13 protein-coding genes are annotated in these 15,318 nt (G+C 38.4%); 8 read left to right on the forward strand and 5 right to left on the reverse strand.

The window, feature by feature from the left end; all coding sequences use genetic code 11:
* Positions 1–42 precede the first annotated feature (42 nt).
* The 5 genes from LHV68_04440 to LHV68_04460 form a co-directional block, all read right to left on the reverse strand.
* The gene (locus tag LHV68_04440) at positions 43–522 is read right to left on the reverse strand and encodes a hypothetical protein (protein ID MCB4791117.1); all 480 of its coding nucleotides are present in this window, start codon (positions 520–522) and stop codon (positions 43–45) included.
* Positions 523–774: 252 nt separating this feature from the next.
* Positions 775–1,713, reverse strand: a complete 939-nt coding sequence (pdxA, locus tag LHV68_04445; GenBank protein ID MCB4791118.1) for a 4-hydroxythreonine-4-phosphate dehydrogenase PdxA — start codon at positions 1,711–1,713, stop codon at positions 775–777.
* Positions 1,714–1,811: 98 nt separating this feature from the next.
* Positions 1,812–2,864: a peptidylprolyl isomerase gene (locus LHV68_04450; protein MCB4791119.1), complete on the reverse strand. Its 1,053-nt coding sequence runs from the start codon at positions 2,862–2,864 to the stop codon at positions 1,812–1,814.
* Positions 2,865–2,886: 22 nt separating this feature from the next.
* The gene (locus LHV68_04455; GenBank protein ID MCB4791120.1) at positions 2,887–3,789 is read right to left on the reverse strand and encodes a peptidylprolyl isomerase; all 903 of its coding nucleotides are present in this window, start codon (positions 3,787–3,789) and stop codon (positions 2,887–2,889) included.
* Between the two features lie 299 nt (positions 3,790–4,088).
* On the reverse strand, positions 4,089–6,281 hold the full coding sequence (locus tag LHV68_04460) for a hypothetical protein (protein MCB4791121.1): 2,193 nt from the start codon (positions 6,279–6,281) through the stop codon (positions 4,089–4,091).
* Positions 6,282–6,560: 279 nt separating this feature from the next.
* Here LHV68_04460 and LHV68_04465 point away from each other — a divergent pair, with 279 nt between their 5' ends.
* From LHV68_04465 to rsmG, 8 genes are all read left to right on the forward strand, one after another.
* On the forward strand, positions 6,561–7,088 hold the full coding sequence (locus LHV68_04465) for a nucleoside-diphosphate kinase (protein MCB4791122.1): 528 nt from the start codon (positions 6,561–6,563) through the stop codon (positions 7,086–7,088).
* Between the two features lie 47 nt (positions 7,089–7,135).
* Positions 7,136–8,989, forward strand: a complete 1,854-nt coding sequence (locus tag LHV68_04470; protein MCB4791123.1) for a phosphoenolpyruvate carboxykinase (GTP) — start codon at positions 7,136–7,138, stop codon at positions 8,987–8,989.
* Positions 8,990–9,267: 278 nt separating this feature from the next.
* On the forward strand, positions 9,268–10,425 hold the full coding sequence (locus LHV68_04475) for a Fic family protein (GenBank protein ID MCB4791124.1): 1,158 nt from the start codon (positions 9,268–9,270) through the stop codon (positions 10,423–10,425).
* A gap of 120 nt (positions 10,426–10,545) precedes the next feature.
* The gene (locus LHV68_04480; GenBank protein MCB4791125.1) at positions 10,546–11,007 is read left to right on the forward strand and encodes a GNAT family N-acetyltransferase; all 462 of its coding nucleotides are present in this window, start codon (positions 10,546–10,548) and stop codon (positions 11,005–11,007) included.
* A 152-nt stretch (positions 11,008–11,159) separates the two neighbouring features.
* Positions 11,160–11,939 (forward strand): DUF3800 domain-containing protein, encoded by a 780-nt coding sequence (locus LHV68_04485; GenBank protein MCB4791126.1) that lies wholly within the window; start codon positions 11,160–11,162, stop codon positions 11,937–11,939.
* A gap of 436 nt (positions 11,940–12,375) precedes the next feature.
* Positions 12,376–12,798, forward strand: a complete 423-nt coding sequence (locus tag LHV68_04490; protein MCB4791127.1) for an EamA family transporter — start codon at positions 12,376–12,378, stop codon at positions 12,796–12,798.
* Positions 12,799–12,802: 4 nt separating this feature from the next.
* Positions 12,803–14,572: a tRNA uridine-5-carboxymethylaminomethyl(34) synthesis enzyme MnmG gene (mnmG, locus tag LHV68_04495; protein ID MCB4791128.1), complete on the forward strand. Its 1,770-nt coding sequence runs from the start codon at positions 12,803–12,805 to the stop codon at positions 14,570–14,572.
* Complete coding sequence (rsmG, locus tag LHV68_04500) at positions 14,565–15,317, forward strand: 16S rRNA (guanine(527)-N(7))-methyltransferase RsmG (protein MCB4791129.1); 753 nt, start codon at positions 14,565–14,567, stop codon at positions 15,315–15,317. The genes mnmG and rsmG overlap by 8 nt, the downstream gene beginning before the upstream one ends.
* Position 15,318 lies beyond the last annotated feature (1 nt).

The raw sequence follows: 15,318 nt of genomic DNA on the forward strand, positions 1-15,318 counted from the left end.
ACAAATAAAAAACCCGTCCAGGTGTGTATCTAGGACGGGCTTTTAAAGCCTTTTAACCCTATACTTAAACATAGCACTATTGTCAATGGCACCCCTCGGCAATAGATACAGCATGCATATAAATAGCAGAAAGATGAGTAAATTCCTCCATTTTTCCGGGTAAAATTTAGTTAAGCCAGGGTCTGTAACTTTGGATTTAGCGTATATCAGAAAAGTCATATCCGGACATGTTTTCCACATCGGGGATAGATTGCTTGTTGAAGTCCCGCAATATAGATTGCTTGCCTGGCCCTGTTTGGTTTCTTTTGTTTTATCGGATTTATCCTTGCTTAAAGGGAAGGTTTGAGCTCTGGCTGTATTTATTGAAAGGTCTATTAAAGTACATAAGGCTGTAAAAGGATTGCAGCTTGTTTTCAATGCTTCTTCAGAAGTAGTGTTGGTTTTTGGTTCTATAGTAAAAAGTGAGACAAAAGCATTAGCTGTTAAGCATAAAACTATTAATAGCACCAGCTTATTTTTCATCTTACCCCAATATATATATTATTATTATGACACATTAATTATAAGGTTTAATCGAGAAATTGCAAGGGAAATTTTGTAAAATATTTGTAAATACTGCCGGAACTGAAGAACAACTGATTGAGCTTTAACTAATTAATCACGTACTGAAAAACGATATTGTTGTTCATCGCCATTACCGATGAGGGATCCTGGCATCATTGTTATTACTTAATATTGCATTGAATTTTAAATGCTTTTTATATCCGGGTGGGGTCAGCTTGAGAGTCTGGCAGCCAGTTTTATGGCTTCCTTAATAGATGTAGGGTCTGCTATATTTTTTCCTGCTATATCAAAAGCAGTGCCGTGGCCTGGAGAGGTACGTATAAATGGCAGGCCTATTGTAACATTGACTATTTTATTGGGTTTCAGGCATTTCAAACCTATCATGGCCTGGTCATGATACATAGCAACCATCAGGTCAAACTCATTTTTGCTCATTTTTAGCCATGCGCTGTCGCTGCCGCATGGGCCTGAAACCTCTAAACCTATGTTTTTTAAGAACCTCACCGCAGGAAGGATAAAGCACCTGTCCTCTTTACCTAAGATACCTCCTTCACCGCCATGGGGGTTCAAAGAACATATGACTATCTTCGGTTTCTTTATCCTGAATTTTTTTGAAATAAAATCGTAAGCCAAAAGGGCTGTTTCTTTAATATTGTCTATCGTAAGGTTTTTACTTACTTCAGATAAGGGTATGTGGCGGGTAACCATCACTGCCCTGAGGCTTTCTGCAACCATCAACATAGCGTATTTTTTTGTGCCTGATATGTCTGCGAACAGCTCTGTCTGTCCTGGATAATGCACGCCTGCCAAAAACATGGCTTCTTTTGACACAGGTGCAGTTACCACAGCTTTAACCTGGCCTTGAGTTATGAGTTCAAAAGCCTTAAGTATATAATCATAAGAAGCTTTGCCTGTGAACTTAGAGAACCTGCCTGTTTGTAAATTCTCTATTTCATTTGTTTTTATTTCAAAGGACTGAAGTCCGAATTTTTTTGATATTTTATTAAAACCCGGTATTACCCCGGTACCGCCTATAACTACGGGCTTACATATCTCATGTATTTTTTTGTCTGAAAGGGCTTTACCTACGATTTCAGGGCCTATTCCGGCAGGATCGCCTATGGTAACGGCTATTTTTGGAAGGGGCATAATATTGACTTTAGACTACAGACAACAGACTGCAGACTTAATTTATTTTTTCCTTGTCCTTAGTATGGTGTCTCAAGTCTTAAGTCTGAAGTCTTTTATTATTCTATTTCGTTCAGTTTGATAGAAGCTTTTGATTTCAGTTCTTTTACCCATTTTTCATAGTCTTTCTGCGCATTTTTCTGGTATAGGTATTGTTCCAGGTCATTTTTTACTTCAGGAAACGACAGCTTCGTAGCAGCTTTCTTCTCTTCGACTTTAATTATATGGTAACCGAAATCGGTTAAGACCGGCTCGCTTACCTTTCCCACGTCCAACGAAAAAGCCACTTTTTCAAATTCAGGCACCATGTCCCCTTTTGCAAAATACCCAAGGTCGCCGCCGCGGCTTACAGAACCGGTATCTTCGGAATGCTGTTTTGCCATATCCGAAAAATCCGCTCCGGTATCTATTTTCTTCTTTATATCTTTTATCTTTTTAAGCATGTCTGTCTTTACTTTTAAAGTCGCATTCTTATCCACCTGCAGCAGGATATGTTTGGCCCTGACCTGTTCAGACGTCATTCTCTTAAAAAACTTCGCCATTTTATCAAATTCTTCCTCATCTTCCGGTTTAAGACCCAGGTTCTTGCCGCTCATTTTTTCCGTGATCTGGGTATAGAGTTTTTGTACTTCTTCTTCAGAAGGCCTTACAGCTTTTGCTTTTATTTCCTGTTCAGTCAATTTCATTACCATAAGCTGCTGTTTTATCCTGTCCTCGAACTCTGTCAAAGTGATATTTTCTTTTTTCAATTCTTTTTGGAATTCCTCTTCGCCTTTGAACCTTCCTTTTACCTGCTGTATGCCTTCATCGATATCCCTCTGGGTTATTTTTATCTTTCTTTTTTCTGCTTCCTGTTTCAGTATTTTCTCATCTATCATCTGGTCTAAAAGTTTTTTCTTCAGTTCTGCCACTTTGTCCTTGTTCTGCTCGGCTGCCGGGGTCATCAATTTATATTGGTCCAGGACCGGGGTTGATACTCTGTCAAACTCCGACTGCATTATCGCCTCTCCGTTTACTATCGCAAGGGTCCTGTCAAGCACCTTGGCCGATACAGATGAAAGAGAGAGCATACAAAAAAACAAAATTAAAACTAAACCTCTGAACCGTGACATACAAATCCTCCCAAACTTTTTATTATTTGTTTTTTGCTTCTTTTTGCGATATTTGCTGTTGTTCGCTATTTTCAAAAGGGATCTTTGATACTGCGTCATAGTCAACTTTAACCTTGTTCTTCTCCTTGGCAGTCTCGATCCAGGCATCGAACTTCCTCTTCTCCAGAAGCCTTTTGATCTCTTCCCTCGCCTCTTCTATCGGCCTTGCTGCAAGCGTCTTTTCATTTTCCTTCTTTATGATATGTAACCCGAACTGAGTTTCAACGATATCCGAGACCTCTCCTTTTTTTAAGGGGAACACTGCCTTTTCAAATTCCGGTATCAGGTCTCCTTTTTTAAAAGGGCCTATCTCTCCGCCCCGGTTTGCCGATATAGGATCTATAGAAACTTCTTTGGCAAGTTTTGCAAAATCCTCTCCTGCTTTTAGCCTGTCAAGCACTTTCTGTGCTTCTTCTTTTGAGGCCAGGAGAATGTGCCTTGCCTTTATTTCAAGAGGCTTATCATATTCATTTTTATGGTCTTCATAATATTTCATTACTTCTTCGTTCGAAGGGGATATCTGATTTGAGTGCAGGTCTTTTACAAAAAGCTCTACCAGCAGGTTTTCCTGGTATTCCTTGAACGCCTTGGCCTGCTCTTTTTTGTAGTTAGCTATGCCTTCCACATATTCCTTTTTCTTAGCATACCCCAGCTCTTTTGCGGATTCTATTACCAGCCGTTCCCGCAACAGCAGGTCCATGAACTGCTTTCTCCCTGCCGAGGAATTTATATAGCCCTGTAAAGTGGGGGGGGCTTCTTTAAACCTTCTTTTTAGCATTTCAAGGGTAGTTTTATCCTTTCCTACATTCATTACAACCTTCTTATCTCCGGCTTTGGCACATCCTAAAACAAATACAAATGACAACAAAAAACAAAAATATTTCATTATCTCGCTCCGTTTTTTAAATTGAAGTTAAATATTAACATTTTTTCAGTTCTAAAGTCAACCCGTTTTAATATTTTGTTATTTAAGCTGCTTTAGATAATTTTCAAGGACATGCAATATATCATCTTTGATGCCTTGGCCTTGGCCTATGTTTATGGCCCTTAACAGGTGCTCTTTAGCCTTGTATTTATTAATACTCAGGTAAATAGATGCTAAATTGCTGTGAGCTATAAAATTGTCTTTGTCCTGGTTTAGCAATTGCTCATATTATTTCAATAGCTTTGTGGGTCTTACCCTTTTTATAATATAACTCGGCTAGGACCGGATAAAATTATCCACCATTTCAGACTCATAATTTTAAGTAAAAGTAAAAAAATAAAGGTTTTTCCTAGGCCCCAGGCCGGCAGAATAAGGCAACCAATTGACAGTGCAGCAAAAAAACCTCCAAAAACGTCGGATGCATATATAGTACCTGAAGCTTTGGTTTCGGAAATGCCGTCAAACTGTTTTTTTGCCAGGATAAGCAAAGGAAGTTCAAATCCAAGCAAAGCACCGCTTCCTATTGAAAAAATAAAAAAAACAGCTCCTTTTAATACCAAAAATTTAAACAAAAAATAACACAGGACTATCCAGAAACAAAATATCCATTCTATTTTCAATAGTTCGTCAACTATTTTCCCATCTTCTTTTTTTGCATTCATCCCTGATCCAAATACGATCCCGGCCATGAACATAGCGCTTAAGAGACCAATAAAATGATAGATATTGCCGTAATAAACCTGAAGGCCAAAAACACTTATCATCTGAAGCCCCATACCGGCAAAACCTGAAGTAAATGCCGTACCAGAGACCCCTGTCCTGTTATTTAAGAAAGCTATGCCTAATAAGACCCATAACACCCAGGAGTATTTAACAAGCAACAAGTACATTTTACTAAAGGCAGGAGCAAATATCGATTGCCAGTAAAGCATGGAAAACACAATGCCTCTTGGATGAGAATCATAATTCATGTTTTTTAGCTTACTACCGGGCCCAGCTGTATCTTTCAGCTCCTCCTTCAGCCAGCTTTCTTTCCCGGGGTCCAGCTTGTAATCCAGATAAGGGGCTGAAAGGAACTTTGTATCAAGCTTTGATTCAAGGAAATGTTTATTAACCTCTTCTTTTGCAGGGCTGTTCTTAAAGGATAATAATATGCTCGTTTCTCCAGGGATGACCTTTACAGCATAAAAAACATTTTCCAATGTGTTTTTGATGCAGGATAAAAGGCCCCGCAAATAGCTGTCTATATAAACCATTGAACCCGGAAGTTTTATGGCAAGGATACCGTCCGGATTTAATTTTTCCCTGGCTAAACAAAAAAATTCATAGGTAAAATACCTGTTTAGAGCAAGCGTGCCCGGATAATCAAGGCCGAGAAAAATAACGTCATATTTTTTTTCTTCTTTTCTTAAAAAACTTCTTCCGTCGGTATAATAGATCCTCAGGTTTTTGTTCCGGAGCTCGTTGTTCATGTTCCCGGGCCAGTTCTTATTTAAAATAGCTATATAATCAGGATCAAGTTCGCAGTAGTCAAGAAAAACTCCTGGATATTTTAATATTTCTTTTAAATATTTGCCCCAGCCGCCTATTAAAAGTGTATTTTTCGGACCTTTGTGGAATAATAACGGCAGGTAAGAGAATTCTTCGCTTGCGGAAGTATCTTCATTCGGCAATGTGAACTGGGTAATACCGTCACAAAGGAAGTTTTTTTCCCCGTTTTTTTCAAGGACAGCTAGCTGCCCGTAAGGGGAGTTCCTTGTTTCTTTCAGGTCAAAACCTCTGTAAAGTTTTGCCAGGCTTATAACTTCCAGATAATGCGGGGCGACCGGCAAAAGGAGCAAATAGAGCAACACCGATACTGTAAACAGAGCCCTGGTTTTCTTTGTTCCTGCCAAAAAAAATGCCGTAGTTAAACAAAGCCCCAGGGCCAAATAAACGATCGAGAAGCTATTAAAATAATTGATCAGTATATATGTAAAAAATATACCACCGAAAAGGTATCCCATTGATTCCCAGAAATATATCAGGATAAAAGAAGGCCCGTCTTTTTCCTGATTTAGCCAATTTACGCTTAAGTTAAATTGCGCCCCTATAAAAAAACTTACCGGAAAAATGACAGCAAAAGATGCCCATACGGTATTTAATAAAGATATGCCTTCCCCATGGAATAAGCCCATAATATTCCTCAGGTTCCTTACGGCAAATAATTCTACTGCAAAAAAAGACCCTATAAAAAGAAAGGACGTTAATAAAAGATACCTGCTGTTTTCCCTAAGTTGCAAGGGTACCAACCCTGCAAGATAACTGCCAAGCGATACCCCCAGCAGCCACTGAGCAAAAATGAGCCCTATGGTAAGCTCGTTGCCCTGAAAAACCACGAGCATCTCTCTTAAAAGAAGCGTTTGAATGATTACTGATAGAAATCCTGATGAAAAGAAGATCAAATTGGCCATACCTATACAGCGATTATATCAGATTTAAAGTTTTCTTGTAAACCTTCAAGTTAGGACCGCTAAAGGCGGCCTAACTTAAATGCAAAATGAAAATTGCAAAATGCAAAATTTTTGTATCCCTCTTTGCGGTATAATTTAAATAAGTCCGCTATAGCGGACACCTTAATTTTGCATTTTTCATTTTGCATTTTGAATTTCCTTCTAAAAACCTTGACAAAAATATTGCACTTTAATATAATATGACAACTTTAAATACTCAACACTTAAGGCGGAAAAAATATGCCGGAAACTGTAAAAAACATACAACAAGCACTTGTCCTTATCAAGCCCGATGGCTTAAAAAAATCCCTTACCGGAAATATATTGACCAAGCTTTCTGAAGCCAAGATGGTCATAATCGGAGCAAAGATGGTTGTTGTATCCAAAGAACTTGCCGAAGAACATTATAGACAGCTTTCAGACCAGCCGTTTTTTAATGAACTTGTCCGGTACTTAAGGGGAGAATTACACGGCAAACCTTATAACCGGGTTTTTGCCCTGGTTTACCAGGGAGATAATGCGATAAAACAGCTCAGAGCCATTGCCGGGGCTACAAATCCAGAGCAGGCAGACCCGATCTCTATACGCGGAGCTTATGGCAGGATACTCACTTCCGGGCTTTATGAAAACGTAATACACTGTTCAAGCGACCCTGCTGAAGCGGAAAGAGAAATAAAACTCTGGTTTAAACCTGAAGATATAGTAGGAAGTATTTATCCAACCAAAAAAACTATCCTCAAAAACGTTGAAGTAACCGTTTGGGAGTAATTAATACATTTTTTATAGAAGTCAATATAAATTAAGAGAGGTGTACTATGTTCAATGATAAATTTAACAAAACACAGGAAGCAAAAATCGAAAAAATAAAAAACCAGGAAGTGTTAAAATATATAAGCGGCATGATAAAGTTATGCGAGCCAAGAGAACTCTTTGTAAATACCGGATCGAATGAAGATATCAGCTATGTTAAAAATATGGCGCTCACATTAGGCGAGGAAATACCCCTTGCTAAAAACGGTCATACGATGCATTTTGACAACTATAACGACCAGGCAAGAGATAAAGAAAATACGAGGATACTTGTCCCGAAAGGGATGGAACTGCAAAACACCAACACTTTAGACAGGGACACCGGCGTAGCCGAGGTCCTTGGTTTTTTTAAAGACATAATGAGAAACAAAACCATGATAATCGGGTTTTATTCTCTCGGACCCTCAAATTCAGAGTTCTCCATCCCGTGCCTGCAGATAACGGATTCTTTCTATGTCACGCACAGCGAGAATATACTGTACCGCTCTGGCTACGAAGATTTTGTAAGAAATGAAAAAATGCCGTACTTCTTCAGGCTTTTGCACTCTGCCGGAAAAGTAGATGATAGAAAAACATCAATTGAGCTTGATAAAAGAAGGATATACCTCGATATCACAGGCGACTCCGTGTACAGCGTAAATACCCAGTATGCAGGAAATTCTGTCGGCTTAAAAAAACTTTCAATGAGGCTTGCTATTTACCACGCACAAAAAGAAGGGTGGCTTTGCGAACATATGCTCCTCATGGGCATAAAAGGTAAAGATAAGACAACTTATATAGCAGGGGCTTTCCCTTCTATGTGCGGAAAAACCTCTACAGCAATGATCGAAGGAGAGACGATTGTCGGTGACGATATCGCCTACATAAGAGAGGTCCATAAGGAACTAAGGGCAGTGAACGTTGAAAAGGGCATGTTCGGCATAATACAGGGAATAAATTCAAAAGATGACCCTTTGCTATGGAAAGCCATAAATAAAGAAGATGAGGTAATTTTTTCTAATATATTAATGACCAAAGAAAAAGACGTTCACTGGATAGGGAAAGACGGAGAGATCCCCCAGGAAGGCATAAATTTCTCAGGCCCCTGGAAAAAAGGAAATACGGACAAGAACGGAAAAGAAATACCTGTTTCCCATTTAAACGCACGCTTCACCATGGGCTTAGGCGGTCTTGAAAACCTTGACCCGGACTGGGACAACAAAGGTGGAATGCTTGTATCCGCCCTTGTTTACGGCGGCAGGGATTCAGATACATCCTGCCCGGTTGAAGAGGCTTTTGACTGGAGTCATGGGATAATCATAAAAGGAGCGTCCCTTGAATCCGAGACTACCGCAGCTACGCTCGGCAAGGCAGGCGTAAGGGTTATCGATCCCATGTCCAATATGGATTTCGTATCAGTACCTCTTGGCAATTACATAAAAATGAACCTGGACTTCGGCAAAAAATTAAAAACGCAGCCTGCTATTTTCGGAGTAAATTATTTCTTAAAGGATAAGGAAGGGAAGTTCATTAACGGCCGGGAAGATAAAAAAGCATGGTATATATGGATAGAAAAAAGAGTTAACGGCCGGGCAAAAGTAATAAAAATGCCTACAGGGAACATCCCCCTATATGAAGACCTTAAAGATATTTTCAGTTCTGTTTTGGGAAAAGATTTTACTTTGGAAGATTATAATAAACTTTTTACCATCCGCATACAGGAAAACCTTGCCAAACTTGAAAGGATAAGGGCCTACTACACCAAATTAAAGGATATCCCGAAAGAACTTTTTGACGTTTTAAACGGCCAAAAAACCCGGTTATTAGCCGCCAAAGAGAAATTCGCTTCAGATTATATCCTGCCGTCATCTTTCAAATAGAAGATTGAGTGAACGAGCCTTTGTTGTTTGCCATGCCCGATTGCTTAAATAGGGCATCCAGAAAAACTCACTAGTGCTTTCCTATTTTTAACCAATACCTTTTTTCCTAACCAACTATTTGCTAAAAACTAAATAAAAATGTAGAATTAGCTTGAAACTACTTTAACTTTAGATTAGACTGGCATTATATAAAAATATTTAAGCAATATGCATTGACAAAATAGTTGTAATTAACTATAATATATTATCAAAATAGCATTTAATATACATATAATTATATGAATGACAATATAAGTGACATAATTACTGAAAAAAAAGTACTTACTTTCAAGTCAGGACAATTTGTTTTTTCTGCCAAATACAGTGAAAACGAAGTTAAAGACTTGTTTATCAATTCTGTCCTTTTGTATGCTCTGGTTTCAGAAATACCCATACTTCCTGATTTGGCCTCAAAAATCGAAGATGAATTAATCTTGAAGTCGATTTTTTCTACAGCTGCCATAGAAGGCAATTCATTAAATGAAGAAAGGGTAAAGGAACTGCTTTCAAATAAAACCCAGACAGAACCTGGCAAGAATAAGAAAAACGAAACAGAAATCGCTAATTTAAAAGAGGCTTATACCTATATAAAAACGCTTCCTGTTCAAAAAGATGGTTTCATATTTACTGAAGAAATTGTAAGACATATTCACCTATTAGTTACACAAAATATTGATTATAAAGACAATACTCCTGGGAACTACAGAAATCATCTGGTTAAAGTAGGAGACCCGGAACACGGTGGAGTTGATGTCCCGCCAAAAACCTATGAAGATATAAAAATGCTAACGGATGAGTTTATTAAATGGATCAACAGCGAAGAAGCAAAGAAAGCAAATCCGGTTATTAGAGCTGCGTTAGCTCATTTCTATTTAGCAAGGATCCATCCTTTCGGTGATGGGAACGGTAGAACGTCAAGATTAATAGAAGCATTATTTCTTTTTCAAGCCGGCATAAAATACATTCCAGTCATGCTTTCAAACTATTACTATTATCATCTTGACGATTATTTTCGAGCCTTCTCATCGGCTATCAATAACAAGGATAATGATATCACAGACTTTATTTCCTTCGTTCTAAAAGGGCATATCGAATCTCAAAATGTCATCAAGTCAAGAATATTTTTTTATATAAGAATGTTTACGCTAAAGGATTACTATTCTTTTATGTTTAAAGAAAAGAAAATAACACAAAGAGAATTAGATTTATTAAGCCAGCTATTAATTTTGCAAAAAGAATTTACTTTAAAAGAAATAAATGAAATAAGCGGCTTAGATATAATCTATAGAGACATTAGTGAGCGCACTATCCGCAGAGATTTAGATAAACTCTTAGAAATGAATCTTTTAATAAAAAAAGTTGATAAATATTTGCTTAATATGAATGTTTTGGGTTGATTTTTAATGTAAAAAATACGACATAAGATACCATTATGGCTTGAACAAGGAATGTAATAGTCGAATTAAGTATTGTGTCACCTGAATTTCATAAAAATATAAAATATATCAGGAGGGACTATGCTTAAAATACGCCAGATCAATCAGGGAGACAATAGTGCGGTAAAAAACCTTATCAGTTCGATAATGAGGGATGAATTCATTGAAAGCGCACGGGGTTATACAACCGATGACCTGGAAAATACCTGCGAGCATTACAGCGGAAAGAACGAGATATTTTATGTGGCGGAAGGATCTGAAGGGCATATAGTAGGCACTGTGGGAATAAAATATGATACGCACCATACCGCTCTGCTCCGAAGGCTTTTTCTTAAAAAAGAGTTCAGAGGAAAAGGCCACGGTTCGAAACTGATACGGCACGCGCTTGATTTCTGTAAAAAGCACGGGTACAAAAATATAATTTTCCGCGGGACTGACGCTATGGCCGGGGCCTACAAAACATGCCTGAAAAACGGATTTTGTGAAAAAGATATACTTGCATTGCCGCATGCGAAGATGTTCGTTCTAGAACTGAGCATTTAAAATTTGCATAGCTAATCTTAAATTAAAGTTTAAAAGCATAAGATTTCGGTAATATTGAGTCAAAAGATACATTAGACGCAAAATAGTAGTGTACTTAGTGAAGGCAGGCACCATTTTTCTCTACTGCCAAATATATTATTTTAGAGGTTTATATGCTTTTCTTTATAGATGAAAGTTGGCAAACAACAGAAGATAATAAATATAAAGTTGGGGTATTGTCTGCAATCCAAATAAACAGTCATGACTATAATATGTGTTCTCAATATATACATGATCTAAAAATAAAAAATTTAGGTTTTAAAGCTGGAGATATTGAAATTAAAGGGTCTCATATGTTTAGAGAATTTGTATTTAGACTTGAAGAAAAACAGATAGTTTCTAGAGAATTAACCCTTGCAAGAGATATCTTTGCTTATATGAAAACAGCAGGAGTACTAGTATTTGCATCAGTTGTTTTTGCAAAAGAAGAAGCGGATTTAGCATGTGCTGATGTAAGAAATCTTGAAAGACCTTTTTTCTTTTTGTTTGAGAGAATAAACATATTTATGAAAGAAAATTACCCTAATCTTATGGCAAAAATTATATTTGATGATAGAAATATTAGTTTTAACCAAAAACTCTCTAAAAGTGTAAGTAATTTTTTTCACAGGAGTCATGTTGGTCAAACATTTGATAATATTATTAAAGTTCCTTTCTTTGCTATTTCTACTGAAAATGTAGGTATTCAATTTGCTGATATGGTAGCATATATTTTGGGCTCAAGGTTTACAGGGGATAGGGGTAGGTCGGAATTTTTTAAGTTTGTTAAGAGCATGGAATTTAAGAGTAGGACTAAATTTAACGTGGAAGGTAAAGAGTATCCTTGTTCTGGGATTAAGGTTATAAAAGAGAAAGAAGCTGGCGATTTATTTATCTCGGGAAGAGATCTATAAATCAATAAGAAAGCAAGAATGCTCCCTACCAGCTTCTAGTCTAGTAATGTTATACAATTTCAAATTTATTTTGTCAAGTGGTTTTTGATGAACATTAAGTTATATGTTTTATAAAAAGAAATCAGGAAGCAGAGACGGTTTTAAGTTGCTTAATTCATGAGATTCAGTCAATATCTATCACTACTTCGTTAAGTGAGGTTTGTCATTGCGAGCCAGAGGCGAAGCAATCTCGACGTTTTGGAGATTGCCACGTCGCTTCGCTCCTCGCAAAGACACCGAAGAAGAAAGAGTGTCGTATGATATTCGACTTAACGAAGTAGTGATACATTAAGACGCAAAAAAGGTGTCATTCCCCGAATTAGCAATCTGGAATCCGGCAATAAGTAAAGCAAGTAAAGCCTGATAATAGGTGACACCAATCATGTCTGATTAAAACATGGAAAAAACAACTATATTGTTGGTTTTGCTTACTATCGTATTCTGGGGGATCGCTCCTATACTAGACAAAGCTGCGCTTAAGAACGCAAGCCCGATGATAGGGTTAATAGTAAGAGGATTATCTATTGGGCTTTTCATGCTTGCCGCTCTTGTAACAGGCAAAAACATAAAGAATATGTTCGCTATACCGTCACAAAGTATGATTTATTTTATAATTTCAGGCTTGCTTGCAGGAGTGCTTGGAACTTTCACGTTCTACAAGGCCCTGCAAATGGATTATACGTCAAGAATAGTCCCCATTGTAGCCACTTACCCGCTTATAACCGCTCTTTTAAGCGTAATTTTCTTAGGAGAGGCTTTAAGTTTGCCAAGGATTGTCGGCATAATACTCATCATAGCAGGTATAATACTGGTAAAATAAACATATGAATAAATATAATGTCATAGTGATAGGTGCCGGCCATGCGGGATGCGAGGCTGCTCTTTGTACAAGCCGCCTGGGGTTGTCAACACTTCTTGTAACAATGAATTTGGACACAATAGCGCAGATGTCCTGCAACCCGGCTATTGGCGGCCTTGCAAAAGGGCAGATAGTAAGGGAGATAGACGCTCTTGGCGGGGAAATGGGTTTTATCACAGACCAGTCCGCACTGCAGTTTCGGATGCTTAATAAATCAAAAGGCCCGGCGGTCTGGTCTCCGAGAGCGCAGTGCGATAAAAAAATATACCACCTTTTGATGAAAAACTCTCTGGAAAAACAGCAGAACCTTGACCTCTTGCAGGCAGAAGCGGTAAAACTTATCGCCAAAAACAACAAAGCGGCAGGCGTAGAAACAAAGGCAGGGACTAAGATAGCCTGCGATATTGTGATCGTGACCACAGGCACTTTCTTAAGAGGGCTGATACATATCGGGCTCACCCATTTTAAGGGCGGCAGGCTGGGCGAACTCTCGGCAGAAAACCTTTCGACTTCCCTTGAAGACTTCGGTTTTGAGGTAAAACGGCTTAAAACAGGGACACCTCCAAGAATAAACGGAAAGAGCATAGATTTTTCTTGTCTTTCCCCGCAGGAAGGAGACGTGCCTCCTGAACCTTTCTCACATTTTACGGACAAGGAAACTTTAAAGAACAGGAAACAACTGCCTTGCTGGCTTACTTATACGAACGAAAAAACCCATGAGATCATAAGAAAGAATTTAGACCGGTCGCCTTTGTATTCCGGAGTAATAAAAAGTATAGGACCGAGGTATTGCCCTTCTATAGAAGATAAGGTCGTAAGGTTCAGCGAGAAAACGCGGCACCAGGTGTTCCTGGAACCCGAAGGTTATACTACAGAAGAGTATTATGCGAACGGTATTTCGTCAAGCCTGCCTGAAGACGTGCAGGAAGACATAGTGCACTCCATCAAAGGTTTAGAAAATGCAAAGATAATGAGGTACGGTTATGCCATAGAATACGATTATGCGCCTCCAACCCAGTTAAAACCTACTCTTGAAACAAAAAATATCGAAAACTTGTATTTTGCCGGCCAGATCAACGGGACAACGGGCTATGAAGAAGCTGCTGCTCAGGGGCTCGTGGCAGGCATAAATGCTGCGCTTAAATTTCAGAACAGGGAACCTTTTATATTAAGGCGCGACCAGGCTTATATCGGAGTATTGATCGATGAGCTGACTACAAAAGGTACTGATGAACCGTACAGGATGTTCACTTCAAGGGCGGAGTACAGGCTTATCCTGCGCTGTGACAATGCGGATCTAAGGTTAATGGATGAAGGGTATAAGCTAGGCCTTATAGCTACAAAGATGCATAAAGCTTTTGATATTTACAGGGATGCCATAAGTAAAAGCCTTGTTTCAAAAGAAGGCTGTGAAACAGACGACAAATTGCTTTATCCCTGGACTAAAGAAAAGATAGACTTAGAGGTTGCGATCGAAAAGAAATACGCTGGTTATATAAAACGCCAGGACGTGCAGATAAACAAACTAAAAAAAATGGAAGATAAAAAGATCCCTCCGGATATCGATTACAGCTCTATAAAAGGCCTGCCTCAAGAAACAAAACAAAAACTAAATAAAATACGGCCTTTAACCTTAGGCCAGGCGTCACGTATTTCAGGTATAACGCCCTCTGATATAGCCGTTCTGGTCATAAACATGCAAAAACATAATAGAGAAATATCAAAACATGAATAAGGAACTCTTAACAGACCCAATGTGGGATAATTGGCAGGCAACATTAAACAAAACCTACAATATTTCTATGCCAAAAGAAGCTCTTGAAAAATTTAAGATCTATCTGCAGGAACTTATAAAATGGAATGAAAATATCAACCTCATATCATACCGCACTGAAAAAGAACTGCTCTGGAGGCATTTTACAGATTCCCTGATGAGCATTAACCTAATAGATAAATACGCTGTAAACCCGTCTATTATAGATCTCGGGACAGGGGCCGGGTTCCCGGGTTTTATCTTAAAGACAGCAAGGCCGGATTACGATATTACTTTGGTCGAATCACAAAAAAAGAAGTGCGATTTTCTCGAACATTTAAAAAACGCCCTCGGTTACCCTGAACTTAAGATCATTAATGAAAGGGCCGAAGCCCTGGGACAGGACAGTAACTACCGGGAAAAATTCGACCTTGCAGTTTCAAGAGCTATGTGCAAGCTGGCTCCAAACCTTGAAAATGCCGTCCCCCTTGTAAAGCAGTCCGGCCATATATTAATATACAAGACTGAAGAGTCTGCCTGCGATATAGTAAATGATGCACATATAAAAAAAGTCCTGGATATACTGAATTCAAAGATAATTGAAACATTTAATTATACTATTTGTGAATTAGCACAAAACTTTTCTATAATAGTGCTAAAGAAAGAACTTCCGACCCCGGGAAAATACCCGAGAAGGCCGGGTATGCCTGAAAAACGGCCGCTTTGAA

It is taken from the genome of Candidatus Liberimonas magnetica (genome assembly GCA_020523885.1).
In the GTDB taxonomy this organism is placed as follows: Bacteria; Elusimicrobiota; Endomicrobiia; order Endomicrobiales; family JAFGIL01; genus Liberimonas; species Liberimonas magnetica.

Coding starts and splice junctions, on each gene's coding strand:
- LHV68_04480 (MCB4791125.1), top strand. CDS start 10,546: ATGCTTAAAATACGCCAGATCAATCAGGGAGACAATAGTGCGGTAAAA.
- mnmG (MCB4791128.1), top strand. CDS start 12,803: ATGAATAAATATAATGTCATAGTGATAGGTGCCGGCCATGCGGGATGC.
- LHV68_04450 (MCB4791119.1), bottom strand. CDS start 2,864: ATGTCACGGTTCAGAGGTTTAGTTTTAATTTTGTTTTTTTGTATGCTC.
- rsmG (MCB4791129.1), top strand. CDS start 14,565: ATGAATAAGGAACTCTTAACAGACCCAATGTGGGATAATTGGCAGGCA.
- LHV68_04465 (MCB4791122.1), top strand. CDS start 6,561: ATGCCGGAAACTGTAAAAAACATACAACAAGCACTTGTCCTTATCAAG.
- LHV68_04485 (MCB4791126.1), top strand. CDS start 11,160: ATGCTTTTCTTTATAGATGAAAGTTGGCAAACAACAGAAGATAATAAA.
- LHV68_04440 (MCB4791117.1), bottom strand. CDS start 522: ATGAAAAATAAGCTGGTGCTATTAATAGTTTTATGCTTAACAGCTAAT.
- LHV68_04470 (MCB4791123.1), top strand. CDS start 7,136: ATGTTCAATGATAAATTTAACAAAACACAGGAAGCAAAAATCGAAAAA.
- pdxA (MCB4791118.1), bottom strand. CDS start 1,713: ATGCCCCTTCCAAAAATAGCCGTTACCATAGGCGATCCTGCCGGAATA.
- LHV68_04475 (MCB4791124.1), top strand. CDS start 9,268: ATGAATGACAATATAAGTGACATAATTACTGAAAAAAAAGTACTTACT.
- LHV68_04490 (MCB4791127.1), top strand. CDS start 12,376: ATGGAAAAAACAACTATATTGTTGGTTTTGCTTACTATCGTATTCTGG.
- LHV68_04460 (MCB4791121.1), bottom strand. CDS start 6,281: ATGGCCAATTTGATCTTCTTTTCATCAGGATTTCTATCAGTAATCATT.
- LHV68_04455 (MCB4791120.1), bottom strand. CDS start 3,789: ATGAAATATTTTTGTTTTTTGTTGTCATTTGTATTTGTTTTAGGATGT.